A 19243-nucleotide genomic window follows, 5' to 3' on the forward strand; every position below is an offset into this window, starting at 1 on the left:
AAGTTGGACATTTCCAATCTGCAGGAAGATCCGCGAATTTTACGCCTTCTTTTTCCTCGTCATAAATGTGTCCACAAATTAAGCATCTATATTTCATAAATAATCCTCCTCTTGAAATATACTATTTCCTCTAATGCATATAGTATCGCACATTCATTTCTATATTTCAAAAGTATTGCTCAACAATTTTTAAATTATAATTCAATCGTCAACATACGATCTTTTCCTGACATATCTTTATGTACAGTAATCGTTGCAGATTCAAAATATTCACGAGCTAGATTCGATAAAGATTCGCCTTGGTCCCAGCCCATTTCAAAGGCAAGAAAAGCTTTTTCATTCAATACTAGATGTGCTTTTTCAAATACATCACGATAGAATTTTAATCCGTCTTCTCCACCAAATAGAGCTACGTGCGGTTCATAGTCCACAACACTTTGTTCCATCTTCTCTTCACTTGGAATATATGGTGGATTGCAAACTAGAATATCACAATGTAAATCACGATCTACAAATGGATCTAACATGCTTCCACAAATAAAGTTTACATGCGCATCCAGCTTTTCATTATTCTTTTGTGCAACCACTAACGCTTCTTTTGAAATGTCCGATGCGATCACATCCATTCTAGGTTCTTCTAGATTTAAAGTAATTCCAATGGCTCCAGACCCTGTTGCCACATCAAATACATTGACATGATCTTTGTCGGCAAAGTAATCATCAAACTTAGATAATACAAGTCCTACAAGTTCTTCTGTTTCAGGTCTAGGAATTAAAACATCTTCATTCACAATAAAGTCGTAGCCATAGAAACATTCATACCCTAATACATAGCCTAATGGTTCTCCATTTTCCATTAAATGAATTCCTTCAAGATAATCCGTTTGAATTTGTTCATCCGCCTCTTCATCCATAGAAATATATAAATTGATATCTTTTTGACGACATAATTCCACCATGAAAAGTTGCGCTGCCTGTTCGCCTTGACCAGCCTTATAAAGACGTTCTTTACCTTCATTAATCAATGAATGATATGTACTCATTATTCTTTTTCTCCAGCAATTTTAGCCTGTTGATCTGCAAGCTGTAATGCAGCCATTAAATCATCTAGACGACCATCCATAATACGATCTAACTGATTGACTGTATATCCAATACGGTGATCTGTTACACGGTTTTGTGGATAGTTGTATGTACGAATTTTTTCTGCACGATCTCCAGTACCAATCTTTGTACGACGTTCTTTTTCGTTCTTTTGATCCAATTCACGCTGTCTTTCTTCATATACACGAGCACGAATTGTCATTAAGGCAGTTGCACGGTTTTCATGCTGACTACGACCATCCTGACATTTAACTACAATACCTGTTGGTTTGTGGACGATACGTACAGCTGAATCGGTTTTATTGATGTGCTGTCCTCCAGCTCCACTTGCACGCATTGTTTCAATTTCCAAGTCGTTCATATCGATATCAAAGTCTTCTGCCTCTACTTCTGGCATACACAATACTGTTGCGGTAGAAGTATGGATACGGCCTTGTGATTCTGTCTTTGGCACACGTTGTACACGGTGAGAACCAGATTCAAATTTTAAAGTTCCATAAGCCCCTTCTCCATTGACTTTAAATGAAACCAATGAGAATCCTCCAGCTTCACTATCTTCCATTTCAATGACTTCCGTTCTCCAACCTTTTGCTTCTGCATATTTTGAATACATTCTAAATAAATCTCCGGCAAAGATATTTCCTTCGTCTCCACCAGCTGCTCCACGAATTTCTAAGATCGCATTATGAGAATCGTTTGGATCTTTTGGTACTAGAAGCAATTCTAATCGGTCTAAATAATTTTGGATTTTTGGTTCTAATTCTTCCAATTCCATTTGTGCCATTTCACGAATTTCTTTATCCTCTTCTTTTGAAAGGACTTTAGCCTCTTCTAATTCCTCAACTGCCTTTTTATATTCTTCGTATGTTTCCACAATAGGTGTCAACTCATTTTGTTCACGCCCCAATTTTGCCATTGTCTTACGATCCGATACAACATCACTTTGCATCATCAAATCATTGATTTCACGATAACGCTCAACCATTTTTTCTAAACGCTCATCCATTTTTGCCATAAGTATATATCCTTTCTCTATAATTTTTATATCTTGAGTGTTTTACCACTTAAAAAACGCTTTATTTTAGCGATATACCCCATCTATTTTAATATAAAGAACCAGTATTGTCGATGAAAATTGTCCTATTACGCAATTTTTGAAGATAAGAGTATAATATGAAGTATGAAACAGAAAAGAAAAGTTAAAAAAATACCAATTGTGTTTATTCTTACCTTACTCATTTTCGTATTTATAGTTATTCCCTTCACTATTTTAAAAATCACTGAAGACGGACAATACTACGTAGAAGATTTAAATACAAGTGAAGTACAAGCTTCCTATAAGCATTACATCTTCGCATCTTTTAAGATGGATACAATCGATTCTAAGTATGCGTGTATAAAAGATGAAAACGGAAAAATATTACGACTTCAATCTGGCATTGTTAATTTAAAAACGAAAGACATAACTGAAAATACAGAATACACAGCAGATACAGATGAAACTGGATATGTGAATGGAAGTTATGGCGCAGATGCTCAATATTTAGGAACCAGCTTTAACGGAAAGAAGGTTCACTTTAAAATAAGCGGCGTGCAAGCATGGACAGACATCAACAATGTTGAATTGTACTTATATGACGATTCTTATACTTTATCCACATATTATGTTTATAAAGGTTCCCTCATTCATACGATTTCTACTGATCTTGTTCAAGGAAATGCGAATTCTATTGCGATTGGTCCTGCTCCAAAATTTTTAAAAGAAGATACTGCCTATTATTCATATGATGGTCACTATTTTTATACAAGCTATAAAAACTTAGTTGATGATAAAAAGGTCAATAAAAATCCATACTATAACTATTATCAATATGTTCCGCACAGAACCACGTCGTATTTGAATAATGTGATTTATAATACGTATGTCAACGATGAATCTGCACTCTATAATCAAGCCGATGTATTTTTTAATATACAAGCTAAATACGCAATTAACGCATCTATGATGTATGCGCTTGCCCTAAATGAGAGTGGTCTAGGACTTAGTCAGTATGCGCTTGAATATCATAATTTATTCGGTCATGCAGCTATTGATGAAAATCCAGATAACGCAAATCAATACAAATCAATAGCGGATTGTGTAAAACAACATGCCTACAATTTCTTACAGCAAGGCTATCTAAATCCTGAAGATTCAAGATATCACGGCTCGTGGTTTGGGGATAAGGCAAGTGGCATCAACGTGAACTATGCGTCTGATCCGTACTGGGGAGAAAAAGCGGCTAGTTTCTATTATCAATTGGATGAAGATGGTATTGACCAAAAAAAGAATCCAATCAAAACAATACAACTATCTAAGGACTTAAAGGTATATGCACCAAATAAAAAAGATGTTCTTTATACTTATAAAAAAGGAAGTATTGTATCGATAAATATATTAGAGGATGAGCATAGATACTATAAAATATCAAGTGAAGCACCTGTTAAAGATAATCATTTAAATGTAAACGCTAAATATAAGAATAGCTATGCATATATCAAGAAATCGGATTTCAAATAAAAGAAAACCATTCTAGTGTTGGCGACTAGAATGGTTCCTTTTTGTTTATTATAATTTTTTTAGGAGAGAGATATGAATATTGGTTTATTTCTATATTCATTGCCTTATCTTTAAGGCACTTATAGAATAACATCCCATGTTGTCATAATTTTAGTATAACTTTGGTAAATCTTGTGAAATCAAAATGAATTATGTGAAAAATCCGCATCAGAAAAGCCGTTCTTTTTCAAACGGCTCTATTTTATTCTAAAGCATTGATTTAACTGTTTTATATAAATCGTCTGCTGTTAAATGGAATTCTTTTTGAAGGAAATCTGGTGTTCCAACTTGACCAAAGCGTTCATCCACACCATGACGCTTAAATGGTACGTTGACTCCATTTTCCATTAAGACTTCTGCAACAGCACTTCCAAGTCCGCCATAGATTGAATGATTTTCAAATGTAACAACAGCCTTTTTACCTTTTGATTCAGATAACACTAAGTCAATGTCTAAAGGTTTAATACAATACATATCGATTACTTCTACTGAATATCCTTCTTCAACTAATTTTTCAGCACAATCTAATGCATCGCTTACCAACTGGCCAGATACAATAATTAGAATATCTTTACCTTCTCTTAAAACATTTCCTTTGCCTAATTCAAAAGTTGAATCTGTTGTATACACATTCCTAACATTTTTACGGTTTGCACGAATATAATGTACACCTTCATATTTAGAAAGTTCTTTTACAACCCATCTTGTTTGTGTTTCATCACAAGGATCCACAATGACTGAACCTGGAATTTCACGCATCAAAGCCACATCTTCCCAAGTTGTATGTGTACCTCCATTAGGTCCTACTGTAAATCCTGGATCTGAACCATAAATATTGATTGTATTATGTGCATATGCACCTGATAAATAAATTTGATCATAAACTCGACGTGTTGCGAAAGGTCCAAATGTATGTACATAAGGAATAAATCCTTCACTTGACAATCCACATCCAACGCCAATCATATTTGCTTCTGAAATACCACATTGAATGAAATTTTCTGGATTTGATTTTTTGATATTTGTGAACTTACTAGCTCCACCCAAATCGGCTTCCATAGCAACCACTTTGTCATTTTCTTTAATAAGTTCTTGAATGCTTTCAACAACTGCAACACGTAATTCTTTACCTTTCTCACTACGATTTTCTACTAATTTATACATGTTGCTCCTCCTCTTCAATTTCCTTTTTTAAAGAAGCTTTAGCATCATCAGTTGCTCGATTCACTTCTTCTGTATTGAATTTTACTGAGTGATTATCCAAAAGTTCTTCAAAGAACTTAACACCTTGACCTTTGATTGTATCCAAAACAATACATACAGCTGAATCAGTCACTGATTTAGCTTTTGTGATAGCTTCATCAATCGCATCTAAATTATTTCCTTTAACAGTTTGTGTATTAAAACCAAATGCCTTCATCTTAGCTTCAATGCTAAATGGATTTATAACATCTTTTGTATACCCATCTAATTGACGTTTGTTGTCATCAATGATAACGATACAATTATTCATTTTGTAGTTTGCCAAGTATTGGAAGGCTTCCCAACATTGACCTTCATTTAATTCACCATCTCCAACAATAAGATATACATAGTTATCACTGTGCTTCATCTTTAATGCTGTGGCAATTCCTGCGGCTGTACTTGTTCCTTGACCTAATGATCCTGTTGTCATATCGACTCCAGGCGTTTTTGTTCGATCTGGATGGCTTGGCAACATTGTTCCACCATCATTTAATGTCATTAACTTTTCTTTACCAAAGAAACCACATTCACTTAATGTTGAATACCAAACCGGTCCTGCATGTCCTTTTGACAATACAACGCGATCTCTTCCTTCCCATTTTGGATTTTTAGGATCATATTTCATTTGTTTCCCATACAATACCGCAAATAATTCAACCAAAGATAAAGATCCACCTAAGTGTCCATAACCTCTATGTTGTAACATATCCAAAATGTCATAGCGCACTTTTTTTGCTAATATTTCTACTTTTTTATCCATAATTTCCTCCAAATGGCTAAACAAAAAGAAGGAGATATAAAACCCTTCTTTTTATCAAATTTTACTTACCGAAAACTTCTTTAAGTTTTTCAGTTAATTCATTCATATCCATGATACGATCAAGAATGATTTTGCTAGGATATGATGCTACTTGTGGAGCTAAGTCACGTCCTACTACAAATAAATCTGCAGAATTAGGATTTACTTCACTTAAAGATGTATGGTCAACAGAAACTCCAGTAATACCTAGGTTTTTCAATGCTTTTTCAACATTCATACTTACCATCATACTACTTCCAAGTCCTGAACCACAACAGCACATAATACTACGAATAGCCATTTTCATTCCCCTTTCTATTTTTCTTCAGCTTTTTTAGGAGCTACAAAATTATAAACGATTGGTAATAAGAAGATTACAACGCAGATTACAAATAATCCTGTTCCTTGAACATGTTGAGCAATATTACCTAATACAATACCTAACCAAGAGAAGTCAGCATCTGAGAATGTACAGTTAGCAAAGTTCAATGAACCCATAACTGGCATACAGATTGCTGGTAAGAATGTAATTAATAAACCATGCATAAAGCTTCCAAATACACAACCTTTTAATCCACCTTCAGCATTTCCGAATACACCTGCAGTCGCACCACAGAAGAAGTGAGGAATTACACCAGGTAAAATTAATGCACAAGGTACTAATGATTTGTCAATAAATGCTAATACGAACAATCCAACAATACCACCTAAGAATGATACTAAGAAACCAATTAATACAGCATTTGGAGCATAAGGGAATACAACTGGACAGTCGATTGCAGGAATAGCACCTGGAACCAATTTTTCAGCAATACCACGGAATGCAGGAACGATTTCTCCGACGATCAAACGTACACCACTTAAGATAATATATACACCACCAGCGAAACTTAAACCAGAAGTAATAGCCCAAACAGCCCAGTGTGTTTGTGTTTCAGCACCAACATTTAATAAACCACCTAAGTTAGTATAAGTAGCTAAGATAGTTTCTGGATCTGCTTCTAAGATTCCACGTCCAACAGCAACACCAGTTACGATTAAGAAGAATACAACCATTGTTAAACCAATAGCAACTGTAGTGTCACGTAAGAAAGTTAAACGTTGAGGGAAGTTAACTTCTTCAGTTGATTTACTTTTTCCTTTGAATAATTTAGCACATTGAGCAGAGAACCAGTATCCAGCACCACCAAAGTGACCAAATCCTAATTCATCTGTTTGAACAATTTTGCGCATTGTAGGCTCACAATAAGCAGGACTGACAACCATGATGAATCCTAACACCAATCCACCAGCAAGCCATAATTGAGCTCCTGACAATCCACCAACATTTAGAATAACAGCTAACATACAAGCCATGTATAATGTGTGGTGACCAGTCAAGAAGATGTAGTGCCATCTTGAGAAACGTGCCAGAATAATATTTGCGATCATACCTAAACACATAATGTAAGCTGTGTCAGTAGCGAAATCTTTCAATGCTAATGAAACGATAGCTTCATTGTTAGGAACAACACCTTGCATATTGAATGCATAGTTGAAGATATCACCGAATGCATTTAATGATCCAGTTTGTAAGAATGATGCACCAGCACTTAATACTAAGAAACCAACAATTGTCTTAACCGTACCTTTTACGATTTCTTCGATTGGTTTTTTCTGTAATGCTAAACCAATTAAAGATAATAAACCAACTAAAATGGCAGGTGTAGACAAGATATTAACGATAAAATTTAACATATCTTTCTCCTTCTATGTTACCTTAGCTTATCCCACATTTTCAACAAAGATATTATATATCTCTTGTGGAGTTGAAGCATTTAGTAACGAATTCACTTTTGATTCATCTGCGAAGATATTGGAAACGGCTTGGATGCCTTCCATGTGAGAATGATTATCTTTTGCAACAAGTGTAACTAATATTCGCACATCATATCCATCAGGCTTGAATCTTACAGGTTCTTTTAAAACTGTAACTGCCATCTGTGTTTCGTTTACACCAGATTGATTGCTCGCATGGATTAGAGCCAAGTTTTCACATAACACATAATAGGGCCCAAATTTTTCTGTGTTTTCAAAAACAGCATCTTCGTATTCTTTTGTACAATATCCTTGTTCAATCACTGGTGCACAAGCAACACAAATTGCATCTTCCCAATTTTTTACACTTTCTTTAATAAAACAGTTTTTAACTTTTAGCAAATCTTTAATCATCTCGAATCTCTCCTCTTCACACTTGCATTATCTGTGAAACGGGTTCCAAAAACAAGAACAATGTTTTGCACAAACATTGTGCAAAATGTATATTTTATCCTTGTCTGTAAGCGCTTTGCACTATTATCATTATATACAGGCGTGTTTTTTGTACAAAATGATGATAAAGTCCATAAAAATCCTTTTTTTTGCACAAAACAAAATTTATCGTGAAAAAATTTGGATTTGATAAAATCTTTAACAATTGTTATTTTAAAGATAGTTATGAAAGGGGTTTCTAAGTTTTATGAGTATGAGTCTTTTAGCTGCAATTATATTAATTTCACTTATTCTATGTGCAATTGCCATTCCATTTTTTATTCGAAGTTTTTTGTGGCAATCCATTCTTAAAAAAATATATAAAGGTCAATATGACGAAGCAATCCAACAAATGAATTCCCCTTTATATACTTTATTATTTACGTCATATGAAAAAAATTACAATATTCTACGTACATATATGTCTAAACAAGATGCACATGAAATTACCAAACAAGTAGAATTCATGTTGTCACAGAATTTAAACAATTCCCAAGCTTATCAAGTAGCTAGTATGACTTACTTTTACTTTTTGGATGATCAAAATGTTGAATTATCTAAAAAATTATTAGACATTATTGAACGAAAAGGAAATGAAGATGAAGTTGCTTATGATCGTATGTTATATCGTATTTTGATTGAGAAAAAAAGCGAAGATATCTCATTTGTGAATGAGCTTTTGTCTAAAAATTCAGATGATCAACAACAAGGCATTTTACAATATCTTCTTGGTTTACAATATCAATATCTTTCAGATGTAAAACAAGCAAATTATTATTTCAATAAAGCAAAAAAGAACTTAAAAGGCACACCTTATCATAAAAAAGTAAAAGAAAGTATGATTTAAGGAGAGTCTTATGTCTATTTCATATACATTAGATAAACGTTGTACAGAAATTCTGAATATTGTAATGTACACAACAGGTTATTTAAAAGTTCAAGACCTTGCGGATGACTTAGAAGTTTCTAAACGAAGCGTCTATTATGACATTTCTAAAATTAACGAATGGCTGGTCGATAACAATATCGATCCTATTATACAAGAGCGCGGCAAAGGCATTATTCTACATAAAGAGCAGGTTCAGGCTATTCAAAAGACATTAAATAAGAAAAAAAATGAAAGTATACTTTTCTTTACACCTGAAGAAAGACAACGTATTGAAATCTGTTCTATAATTACCCGTAACCGCCCTTTATATATCGAAGATTTTATCGATATTTGCCAAGTTAGTCGAAACACTATAATTAATGATTTAAAATCTGTTGATGCCTTTTTAAGTCATTATGCACTTCAACTTACATATAGTATAAAAACAGGATATCACATACATGGAGATACGATCAAAAAAAGAGCTGTCTTTTTTATGCTGTTTCCTAGTCTTTGGCACTACTATGAAAATCACATTATTGAAGCTTTTGATTCAGAAAGACTTTATGATATATTAAATTGCTTAAAACATATTGAATCTGAATTGCATACCGAATATGTGAGTGGAATCTTACCTGCTTTAGCTATGTTCATTTCAACCATCCAAAATAGAAATGACATTATTACATTTTCAGACATGGATGAAGAAGAAATTATTGAAACAAATGAGTACAATTTGGTACATAAATATTTTAATGATTTAAAAGAATATGAACAAGTTTATATTGCCCTACACCTTCTTGGATCTAGACTGCAAGCTGTTCCTGTGAATGTAATGAAGGAAGAAGATAAAACATATGAATTGGCGAAATCTTTAGTACATGAATTTGAAAGAATTTCATATGTTTTTTATGATCAGGAAGATGAATTGATCAATGCAATAAATGCGCATTTAAAAACTTCTTTATATCGTTTTAAATATGGTATTCAATTAGGAAACCCTATGCTTAACAATATTAAAACCGAATATGAAGAATTGTTTGAGTTAACAAAACGTGCTTGCAATGTATTATCTAAAAACCTTGATTGTTTTATTTCGGATGCAGAAGTTGCTTATCTAACCCTGCATTTTGGAGCTTTTATGCCTACACAAAAAGCAAACAAACACACATTTAGAATCTTGATTATATGCCCAAATGGCATTGGAACTGGAAATATGTTACGCCAAGAAGTGTCAACTTTAGTGCCTCAAGCAACTGAAATTAAAAACTTACCTTTAAGCAGTTATGAGCCAGAACACGATTATGATGTTGTTATTTCAACGGTTATGCTGCCAAATGAACAAAAGTTGATTATGGTGCACCCCATACTAACCGATCAAGATCGTGTAGCTATATTAAGAAACTGCATGGCAACTGAGCCACAGGCAAAAATGCAAATTGATGATATTATGAAAATCGCATCAAATTATATTAATACTGAAAAATTAGATAATTTTCATAAAGATCTACAAGATTATTATTCAAGCATACAAAGTCATAAAGCTCCTCATAAAACATATGATCGAGGCTTATTAGATTTTTTGAAAGATTCACATATACAATGTGTTAATTCTCAAGTTAGCTGGGAAGAAGCCATTCAAATATCAGCACAACCATTATTGGATGATGGTTCCATTTCGAATGATTACATAAATGCCATTATTAACGACCAAAGAAACAAAGGTTTATATATGTTTTTGGCTGACGATCTTGTTTTAGCGCATTCTGCAATCGAAAATGGTGTAAATCGCTTAGATGTATCCATGTGTACATTTAAAGAACCTGTCTCTTTTCTAAATGGAAAAAAGGCTAAAATTATTATTGTTCTTTGTGCTGAAGACAAAACTAAACATATACATGTATTGAACGATGTACTTAATATTTTTTCTAAGAAAAAAAGTATTGATCAAATAACAAGTTTAAGTACACCTGCAGAAATATATGCATATATAGATAAACATATCGAAAAATAGGAGGTTATCATGGAATTCAACAAATATTTCGATCACACATTTTTAAAGGCATTTGCCACAAAACAAGACATTGATACGCTTTGTCAACAAGCTAAAGAATTAAATACTGCAAGCGTATGTGTTAATGAAGATTGGGTAGCTTATTGTAAAAACTTATTAAAAGATACAGACGTAATGGTTTGCAGCGTTGTAGGTTTTCCATTAGGACAATGCGGGTTAAACACAAAGGCTTATGAAACAAAAGAAGCTTTAAAAGATGGTGCAGATGAAATTGATTATGTCTTAAATGTTGGCGATGTGAAAATGGGTAATTTTGACAAAGTAAAAGAGGAGATGGAAACTCTGACAAAAATTTGCCATGCCCAAAATAAAGGAATTAAAGTAATTTTTGAAAATTGCTATCTAACAAAGGAAGAAATCAAAAAATGTGCTGAAATCGCTAAGGAAGTTAAACCTGATTTCATTAAGACAAGCACGGGATTTGGTACAGGTGGAGCCATAATAGAAGATGTTAAATTGATGAAAGATACAGTTGGAAATGACGTAGAAGTAAAAGCAGCTGGTGGCATTCATTCATATGCTGAAGTAAAAGAAATGATCGAGGCTGGTGCTACTCGAATTGGTGCAAGTGCAACAGTACAAATCGTAGAAGAATATAATAAATAATCATTTTTTTCAAAAAGAAATTTAAGTTCAACTTAGATTTCTTTTTTTGTTTTATAATAAAAAAATTGATACAATATTCCCTGTATGAAAAAAAATCAGAGTGTTGACCTATTACATGGCCCTATATTTAAATCGTTAAGCTTATTGGCAATTCCAATCATGGCCACTTATTTCATTCAAATGGCATATAACCTAGTTGATATGTTATGGATTGGTTTTTTGGGGTCTGGTGCGGTTGCCAGTATTGGCGTATCCGGTAATTTCATGTATTTGTCTAACGGCCTTGTGAACATGCCTAAGATTGGATCACAAGCTTTGGTTGGACAAAGTCTTGGAGCTAATAATCAAGAACAAACAAAAAATTATATTCAGGCAGCTTTTCAAAGTTCCTTATTTTTTGCCCTTATATATGGGATTATTATTATTGTTTTTCAAAAGTATTTAATTCAATTATTTAATTTATCAGATCCTGCTATTATTCAAGATGCTCAGAATTATTTATGGATTACATGCGGCTTTATTGTATTCTCTTTTGTGAATCAGATTTTTACTGGTATTCTTACAGCTGCTGGACATTCAAAAAGCACTTTTATAGCCACAACAACCGGTCTAGTATTAAATTTAATTTTAGACCCTGTACTCATCTTTGTATTCAATCTTAGAGTCATCGGTGCAGCTCTTGCAACAATTCTTGCTCAAATCATTGTTACTCTGGTCTTTTTATATAACACAAAAAATCTTGATCTATTTAGAAATATCCGTATCTTGTCAAAACCAAAATTGAATCACATTTCTGAAATATTAAAAATAGGATTTCCATCCTCTGTGCAAAGTATGTTATTTACATGCATTTCTATGTACATTGCACGTTTAATTTCTAGCTTTGGCGCTATAAGTGTAGCCGTACAAAAAGTAGGTTCTCAAATTGAATCTATCTCATGGATGGCTGCCGATGGATTCAGCGCATCCATCAATGCGTTCACTTCGCAAAATTATGGTGCAAAAAACTATGATCGTGTAAAACAAGGTTATAAAACTGGCATGCTGGTGGTTGGATTATGGGGATTATTAACAACAGCCGTTTTAATTTTCCTTCCTGGACCGATATTCTCATGTTTCATCCATGAAACAAATATACTTCCTTATGGAATTGACTATCTAATTATACTTGGATATTCCCAACTATTTATGTGCATAGAAATAGCTACACAAGGTGCTTTTAATGGACTTGGTAAAACTCTGCCACCTAGTATTGTATCCATTATATTCACGTCTGCGCGAATTCCTATGGCTGTTATACTATCTCAATTTTTGGGCGTTAATGGTGTATGGTGGGCCATCTCCATTTCAAGTATAATTAAAGGGATTGTATTGGTTACATGGTTTATTCTTTATTCTAGAAGGAGACTTGTCGTATGAAAAATCACTCTTTAACTGAAGGAAGCATCGCAAAAGGATTACTTTTCTTTGTGATTCCACTTTTCTTTTCAAATCTATTTCAACAACTCTATAACACAATTGATACCTTATTAGTTGGGCATTTTTTAGGCGATAATGCACTGGCTGCAATGGGTGCAACAGCTGCTATTTTTGAATTGATTGTTCAATTTTCAAATGGATGTGGAACTGGATTTAGTATTGTTACTGCTAGATACTTTGGTTCAAAAAATGAAGATGAACTAAAAAAAGTGTTGCTACATCTTTAATTCTTGGCCTTATTATATCCATTGCAATCACAATTGTTTCTTATGTTTTTATGCCATCATTGTTAACTCTTTTAAAGACTCCAAGAATTATTTATAATGATTCATTAAATTACATACGTTGTATATCTGCTTTCTTGATTATCACAATGTTCTACAATTTAGGTGCAGGTATGTTACGAGCAATAGGAGATAGTCTTAGACCTTTAATTGTACTTTTCTGTTCTTCTATTATTAATATTGCCCTAGATATATTTTGTATCACAATTCTAGATATGGGAGTTCTAGGAGCTGGAGTAGCTACTGTTATTGCACAAGGCATATCGACAATTATTTGTTTCTTTTTAATTTGGAAAGATGCTAAAATACTTATCCCTAAAAAAGAACATTTCCATATGGAATCCTCTATGATTAACGATTTATTAGGGCAAGGATTTTCAATGGGATTCATGTTTTCTATTGTATCCATTGGAACAATCATTCTCCAAACAGGAATCAATGGACTTGGAACACAGATTATTGCCGCACATACAGCTGCACGAAAATTAATGTCCTTATTGGGTCTTCCTTTGTCTACATTAGCTGCTTCTATGGCTACCTTTGTTTCTCAAAATAAAGGAGCTCAAAACTATACTCGTATTATAAAAGGTGTTCGTATGGCAAACACTTGTAGCATTATCTATCCTATATTTTTAAGTATAATCATCTATTTTACAGCTGAAAATCTAGTCCATTTCCTTTCAGGATCAAACAATCCTATTGTACTTGAGAATGGTGCCATGTATTTAAAAATCAATGTACCTTTCTTTATTGTATTAAGTATTCTTCTTAATTTACGAAATACGATTCAAGGTTTTGGATATAAAATCACACCACTTATTTCAAGTCTTATTGAATTCTTTGGAAAAATCGTATTCACTTTATTTCTAGTACCTACATTTAAATATTTGGGTGTATGCTTTTGCGAACCTATTATCTGGTGTTTGATGACTAGTCAATTATTATTTTCATATCGCAGAATCATAAAACCATTTAAAGCGCAGAATTAACTCTGCGCTTTGTTTTGTATTATGCTTGTACAAATTGTTTTAATAATCTACGTCTAAAATCAAAATCTTCTGCTAAACCATCGAGATTACATTTTGCTCACGTAACCCTCTTAAAATACGATTTACACTATTTCTAGTAGAAATACCGCAGAATCCTGCAATATCATCGTTTGTCACTTGGAAATCAATTAAAATACCTTTTTTTACTTTTCTTCCGAATATAGGAATCAATTGATAGATAAAAGCACACACTGCTCCATTTTTACCATTCATTGTCATAAGTTGCTGCTTAAAAATAGCTTCCGTTAATTTAGTACGATAATATGAATTCACATACTCTTTTAACTCTGGATCTTGATTTACAAAATCCCAGAATAACACTCTTAGAATACGATAAAAAGTAGCCGTTTCACTCTCAATACGAACGTTAAATGGAGCTGATGTATATTGACTTACTTCATCTTTTAATAATGAAATAATATCGGGGCCTTTAATATAAGAAATATTAAATTCTCTTCCATCACGCAAAATTATACTAGTCTTAACAATTCCTTCTTTTAACACGTACGTATCTTGTTGTTCTAATCCATAATACATTAAATATGTATGTCTTTTTTTGTAACTGTAGGCATATCTTTTTCTTCAAAAAATTTTATTAAATAGTTACTGCCTCTAAAAATCCCTTTCTTCTTCAGTTAAAATAGTATAACACAATCCAAAAATATATAGGTAACATATGTTATTATCTTTGACTGTTTCATAAGAAAGAAAAAGGATACATCATGTATCCTTCTATATTATTTTTGATGTTTTGAACAAATGGCTACTCCAACACCGATTGTTGCCATACAAATAACTGAGAACCAGCCAGTGTGAGTAAACACTTGATTGCTAGAACCAATTCCTGCTGCATACAGAGGCATTGGAACAAACAATAATGATGCTCCTGCTAAATAACCTAACTTTTTCATATCCAATCCCTCCTTCTTTTGTTGGGTTAAAGCTTTTCTATACCAATCTTATAACGCATATAAACAAAAAAAGAAACCAAGATGGAAAACTTGGTCTCTATTCTGGTATAATCAGTTCTTGTTATTTCTTTCATTTAAAATGAACTTTTCAACCTCTTTAAACATTTTCTTTGCTTTTTTAGCTGACTGTTTTTCTGCTATTTTTTGTCTCCAAACAGGAATTTCCTTTGAAGAAACATTTTCATAAATTTCTTCATAAGTCACTTTAATTTTTGATTCATTTAAAGATTCAATCTTATAAGAAATAGTTGTATGATCAATAGCTGTATTAAAAGTTGCCACATATAATTCATTTGGAATCAACCTTTTAATATGCACAGTAATCTCTGAGCCAATTCCTTTTCTTTGAGCTGATTTCTTTTTGTATTTTAAACCTTCTTTTAATTCTAAATCTTTCTTCGTGACATTTTTAACTTCTTCTTTTAAAGATTTCATCATCAAATCATAAAACTCTTTATCACTTACATTTAATTCCATACTAACTTTCATATTGCACCTCTTTTAACACAATTATATACTATTTTAAGAAAGAAGGTTATTTATGTATACAGATAGTCATTGTCACATTACTTGTGATCGTCTATATAGTCGAATCGATGAAATTATTGAAAACATTAAAATTAAAAACGTTACTTCTTGCATGATCATGTGCACAAGTCCCGAAGAATTAGATCGTGCAAAAAAAATAAAAGAAGAATATCCGTTCTTTAAAATAGCTTTTGGTTGGTTTCCAAGTGATGCCAAAGAAATTGCAGATAAAGAAATTCAGTATCTCATTGATCAAACGCCTTATTTAGATTGTTTAGGAGAAATTGGATTGGATTACTATTGGGATACAAGTTTTAATGATTTACAAAAAGAATTATTCATTAAGCAGATTCAAATTGCGAATGAACACAATCTCCCTATTTCTATTCATATGCGCGAATCCACAAAAGACTGCATGGATATTTTAAAACAATACGCAAAGACAAAAATTATTTTCCATTGCTTTAGCGGAAGTAAAGAAACTATGCTGGAATGTTTAAAAATGAATTCTATGATTTCGTTTGCCGGACCTATCACATTCAAAAATGCTAGACATGCCCCTGAATGTATTGAAGTTTGTCCAATCGATAGAATCATCACAGAAACGGATTCTCCATATTTAACACCTGTTCCTTATCGTGGAAAAGAAAATGAACCTATGTATGTGGAATATGTCGCCAAGAAAATTTGTGAAATCAAACAACTTGATGAAGCATATGCATGTAGACAAATTGAAGAGAACTTCAATTCCATTTTTGATTAAATAAAGACCTGTCGATTGACAGGTCTATTTTTGTAAGTTTTCGTATTCTGAAACTTTGTTTCCTATGATAATGTTATCTCCTTGAATCACAATAGGTCTTTTTACTAACATACCATTTGAGGCAAGTAATTCAATCAATTGTTCTTCTGTATATGTTTCTCGTTTTTCTTTTACATTTAATTCACGATACAACATACCACTTGTATTGAACAATTTTTTTAATTCCACACCATGATGAATCCAGCTTTGAATCTCTTCTTTTGTTGGATTATCTTCTTTAATATTTCGATATGTAGCTTCAATACCCAAATCTTGTAGAGCTTTATATGCCTTTTTACAAGTTGAACAAGGAGGATAGCCAATAAACAGTGTTTCCATATTAGTCATCAAATGCGTGTGCTAATACTTCTGATAATGAAGAATTTTCTTCAACTGCATGAATCAATCCAGCTAACAATGGTGCCATTGAAAGAACAGTCATTTCTGGATAAATTTTTTGGTTTTCTGTTTGATCAATTGTATTTGTACAAACGAATCCAGCTAGCTTAGCAGCTTTTAAACGATCGATAGCAGGTCCTGAAAGGATACCATGTGAACATGAAGCATAAACAGCTTTAGCTCCCTTGTCTTTCAACATTTTGATACCAGCAGTTAATGTACCAGCTGTATCTACCATGTCATCGATGATGATTGCAGTTTTACCATCAACATCACCAATTAAGTTCATAGCTTCAGCTACATTTGGTTTAGGACGACGTTTGTCGATGATTGCGATAGGTGCACCTAATGCATTTGCCAAGTTACGCGCACGTACAGCTCCACCGTGATCAGGAGATACAACTACGATTTCACCTAATCCTTCTTGGTGTTTGAAGTAATCAGCAATCAATCCATTCGCAGTAATATCATCTGCTGGAATATCGAAGAATCCTTGAATCTGAGTAGCATGTAAGTCAACTGTAACTACACGATCAGCTCCAGCTCTTTCTAATAAACTAGCAACTAATTTAGAAGTAATTGGTTGACGAGGTTTCGCTTTACGATCCTGACGTGCATATCCAAAATATGGAATGATAGCAGTGATGCTTGCAGCACTTGCACGTTTACATGCATCAATGCCAATTAAAATTTCCATTAAATTTGAGTTTACAGGTTTATTTGTACTTTGTACAAAATATACGTGTTTGCCACGAACAGATTCTCCAAGTTCTACTAAGATTTCTCCATCCGCAAAGTGTTTAACTTCACACTTACCTAATTCCAATCCTAATTCTTTACAAATATCTTCTGCTAAACCAACGCTAGATGATAAAGCAAATACAATGGTGTTTTTCATGATTTATCCTTTCTCATACCCTATCAGGTTTATTTTATGGTTTTATTATTGCTTACATAAGACATAGGCCCTACAACAGAACCTTCTTCTATGCAAGAATTAACGACTTTACTTGAATCTACAATTGCACGATCTTCAATTTTCGAATTATTCAAATAAGAACCTGGTAAAATCTCAACGAAATCACCAATTTCTGTGTTTCCAAGAATTTCAACATTTGGATGAATAATCACATCATGTCCAATCGTTACATCTTTTCCAATAACTGTTCGCATTGGGTCTACAATCTGTACCCCTTCTTTCATCCAGTTATTGTTGATTCGATTGCGCATCCATTCATACGCTTTATGTAATTCTACACAATCATTGATTCCCATGACTTCATCACGGTCTTCAACTACCAATCCCTTAACAACCTTTCCTTGATTTGCTAAAATCTTAACCAAGTCTGTTAAGTAATACTCATGTTGAGCATTATTTGTTGTTAATTTATCAAGATTATCAAATAAATCTCTATTCTTGAAACAATACATACCTGCGTTGATTTCACAAATTTGTTTTTGTTCTTCTGTACAATCCTTTGCCTCTACAATCGCTTGAACATGACTATTTTCATCACGAACAATACGACCATAATGAGCTCCATCATCCAATACAGAAGTTAATAGAGTTAATGATGCATCTTGATTGGTTTGGAATAGTTTTTCCAATGTCTCAGGCTGAATACATGGTCCGTCTCCATTAATAATCAATGTATCCCCATCTTCATCCTTTAATTGTGTAGCTTGCATAACCGCATGACCAGTACCCAATTGTGGTTGTTGCAAAGCAAATTCAACATCTGGAAAAGCTTCTTTAATACTTTCAGCCTGATATCCGACAATCACTACAATTCTTTCTACAGATACCGCTCTTAAAGCATCAATAATGTAAGCCAACATTGAACGATCAATAATCGTATGCATTACTTTGCTACGATCTGATTTCATTCGAGTTCCTTTTCCTGCCGCCAGAACAATCGCATTACGCATATTTTCACCTGACTTTCCGTATATATTCTAACAAAAATCACAAGACATTAAAGGGTCACACAAAGAAAAAGACAATACATTTTGTATTGTCTCAGATTGTTGACAAAAGCCTATACCTTTTCGTAAGGACATAGGCTTTTTATTGTATATAGGCAATTTTCGAAATGAAATTGTCTTTTTTTTATATATTTTGAAGGATATATTGAATTTTTTGATGG

Annotated in this window: 21 protein-coding genes and 1 pseudogene; 8 read left to right on the plus strand and 14 right to left on the minus strand. The window is 33.0% G+C overall.

The window, feature by feature from the left end; genetic code table 11:
• From FYJ55_RS07455 to prfA, 3 genes are all read right to left on the minus strand, one after another.
• Positions 1–97: rubredoxin (locus tag FYJ55_RS07455; protein WP_195836699.1), on the minus strand; the 97-nt coding region annotated here is incomplete at its 3' end.
• A gap of 97 nt (positions 98–194) precedes the next feature.
• The gene (gene prmC, locus FYJ55_RS07460) at positions 195–1043 is read right to left on the minus strand and encodes a peptide chain release factor N(5)-glutamine methyltransferase (protein ID WP_154556303.1); all 849 of its coding nucleotides are present in this window, start codon (positions 1041–1043) and stop codon (positions 195–197) included.
• Entirely contained in the window at positions 1043–2119 is a 1077-nt protein-coding gene (gene prfA, locus FYJ55_RS07465; RefSeq protein WP_154556304.1) for a peptide chain release factor 1, read from the minus strand. The genes prmC and prfA overlap by 1 nt, the downstream gene beginning before the upstream one ends.
• A 165-nt stretch (positions 2120–2284) precedes the next feature.
• Between prfA and FYJ55_RS07470 the strand changes: the two genes are divergently transcribed.
• Positions 2285–3664 carry a glucosaminidase domain-containing protein gene (locus FYJ55_RS07470; protein WP_154556305.1) on the plus strand — a complete coding sequence of 460 codons (1380 nt, stop codon included), beginning with the start codon at positions 2285–2287 and terminating at the stop codon, positions 3662–3664.
• A 246-nt stretch (positions 3665–3910) separates the two neighbouring features.
• Here FYJ55_RS07470 and FYJ55_RS07475 read toward each other — a convergent pair whose 3' ends face one another.
• Genes FYJ55_RS07475 through FYJ55_RS07495 form a run of 5 tightly spaced genes read right to left on the minus strand, consistent with a single transcriptional unit; the run spans position 3911 to position 7958 of the window.
• Positions 3911–4867, minus strand: coding sequence for a transketolase family protein (locus FYJ55_RS07475; protein ID WP_154556306.1), 957 nt, complete (start codon positions 4865–4867; stop codon positions 3911–3913).
• Positions 4860–5732, minus strand: coding sequence for a transketolase (locus tag FYJ55_RS07480; RefSeq protein ID WP_326831853.1), 873 nt, complete (start codon positions 5730–5732; stop codon positions 4860–4862). The genes FYJ55_RS07475 and FYJ55_RS07480 overlap by 8 nt, the downstream gene beginning before the upstream one ends.
• Positions 5733–5769: 37 nt before the next feature.
• Positions 5770–6048 carry a PTS sugar transporter subunit IIB gene (locus FYJ55_RS07485; protein ID WP_154556308.1) on the minus strand — a complete coding sequence of 93 codons (279 nt, stop codon included), beginning with the start codon at positions 6046–6048 and terminating at the stop codon, positions 5770–5772.
• Between the two features lie 14 nt (positions 6049–6062).
• Positions 6063–7484, minus strand: coding sequence for a PTS ascorbate transporter subunit IIC (locus FYJ55_RS07490; protein WP_154556309.1), 1422 nt, complete (start codon positions 7482–7484; stop codon positions 6063–6065).
• A 27-nt stretch (positions 7485–7511) separates the two neighbouring features.
• On the minus strand, positions 7512–7958 hold the full coding sequence (locus FYJ55_RS07495) for a PTS sugar transporter subunit IIA (protein WP_154556310.1): 447 nt from the start codon (positions 7956–7958) through the stop codon (positions 7512–7514).
• Positions 7959–8244: 286 nt separating this feature from the next.
• On the opposite strand from FYJ55_RS07495, the gene FYJ55_RS07500 reads away from it, so the two are divergent.
• The 6 genes and pseudogenes from FYJ55_RS07500 (at position 8245) to FYJ55_RS11560 (ending at position 14336) form a co-directional block, all read left to right on the plus strand.
• On the plus strand, positions 8245–8883 hold the full coding sequence (locus FYJ55_RS07500) for a hypothetical protein (protein ID WP_229771130.1): 639 nt from the start codon (positions 8245–8247) through the stop codon (positions 8881–8883).
• A 10-nt stretch (positions 8884–8893) separates the two neighbouring features.
• Positions 8894–10918, plus strand: a complete 2025-nt coding sequence (locus FYJ55_RS07505) for a BglG family transcription antiterminator (protein WP_154556311.1) — start codon at positions 8894–8896, stop codon at positions 10916–10918.
• A gap of 9 nt (positions 10919–10927) precedes the next feature.
• Entirely contained in the window at positions 10928–11584 is a 657-nt protein-coding gene (gene deoC / locus FYJ55_RS07510; RefSeq protein ID WP_154556312.1) for a deoxyribose-phosphate aldolase, read from the plus strand.
• Between the two features lie 84 nt (positions 11585–11668).
• Complete coding sequence (locus tag FYJ55_RS07515; RefSeq protein ID WP_154556313.1) at positions 11669–13003, plus strand: MATE family efflux transporter; 1335 nt, start codon at positions 11669–11671, stop codon at positions 13001–13003.
• A pseudogene (locus FYJ55_RS11555) lies at positions 13000–13478 on the plus strand (MATE family efflux transporter); the annotation flags it as partial. The gene FYJ55_RS07515 and the pseudogene FYJ55_RS11555, both read left to right, overlap by 4 nt.
• 258 nt (positions 13479–13736) lie before the next feature.
• Positions 13737–14336, plus strand: coding sequence for an MATE family efflux transporter (locus tag FYJ55_RS11560; protein ID WP_229771132.1), 600 nt, complete (start codon positions 13737–13739; stop codon positions 14334–14336).
• Between the two features lie 72 nt (positions 14337–14408).
• On the opposite strand, the gene FYJ55_RS07525 is transcribed toward FYJ55_RS11560, so the two are convergent.
• The 3 genes from FYJ55_RS07525 to FYJ55_RS07535 form a co-directional block, all read right to left on the minus strand.
• Complete coding sequence (locus FYJ55_RS07525; protein ID WP_229771131.1) at positions 14409–14933, minus strand: Crp/Fnr family transcriptional regulator; 525 nt, start codon at positions 14931–14933, stop codon at positions 14409–14411.
• A gap of 200 nt (positions 14934–15133) precedes the next feature.
• The gene (locus FYJ55_RS07530; RefSeq protein WP_154556314.1) at positions 15134–15307 is read right to left on the minus strand and encodes a hypothetical protein; all 174 of its coding nucleotides are present in this window, start codon (positions 15305–15307) and stop codon (positions 15134–15136) included.
• A gap of 111 nt (positions 15308–15418) precedes the next feature.
• Positions 15419–15856, minus strand: coding sequence for a DUF3284 domain-containing protein (locus FYJ55_RS07535; RefSeq protein WP_154556315.1), 438 nt, complete (start codon positions 15854–15856; stop codon positions 15419–15421).
• A gap of 52 nt (positions 15857–15908) precedes the next feature.
• Between FYJ55_RS07535 and FYJ55_RS07540 the strand changes: the two genes are divergently transcribed.
• Positions 15909–16658, plus strand: coding sequence for a TatD family hydrolase (locus tag FYJ55_RS07540; RefSeq protein ID WP_154556316.1), 750 nt, complete (start codon positions 15909–15911; stop codon positions 16656–16658).
• A 24-nt stretch (positions 16659–16682) separates the two neighbouring features.
• Here the strand turns inward: FYJ55_RS07540 and FYJ55_RS07545 are convergent, their stop codons facing one another.
• From FYJ55_RS07545 to FYJ55_RS07555, 3 genes are read right to left on the minus strand one after another with little or no spacing between them, the layout of a single operon-like run.
• The gene (locus tag FYJ55_RS07545; RefSeq protein ID WP_154556317.1) at positions 16683–17036 is read right to left on the minus strand and encodes a Spx/MgsR family RNA polymerase-binding regulatory protein; all 354 of its coding nucleotides are present in this window, start codon (positions 17034–17036) and stop codon (positions 16683–16685) included.
• 1 nt (position 17037) lies between these two features.
• On the minus strand, positions 17038–17994 hold the full coding sequence (locus FYJ55_RS07550) for a ribose-phosphate diphosphokinase (RefSeq protein WP_154556318.1): 957 nt from the start codon (positions 17992–17994) through the stop codon (positions 17038–17040).
• Between the two features lie 29 nt (positions 17995–18023).
• Positions 18024–19025: a bifunctional UDP-N-acetylglucosamine diphosphorylase/glucosamine-1-phosphate N-acetyltransferase GlmU gene (locus FYJ55_RS07555; protein WP_154556319.1), complete on the minus strand. Its 1002-nt coding sequence runs from the start codon at positions 19023–19025 to the stop codon at positions 18024–18026.
• Between the last annotated feature and the right edge of the window lie 218 nt (positions 19026–19243).

Source organism: Holdemanella porci (genome assembly GCF_009696075.1).
Taxonomy (GTDB): Bacteria; Bacillota_I; Bacilli_A; order Erysipelotrichales; family Erysipelotrichaceae; genus Holdemanella; species Holdemanella porci.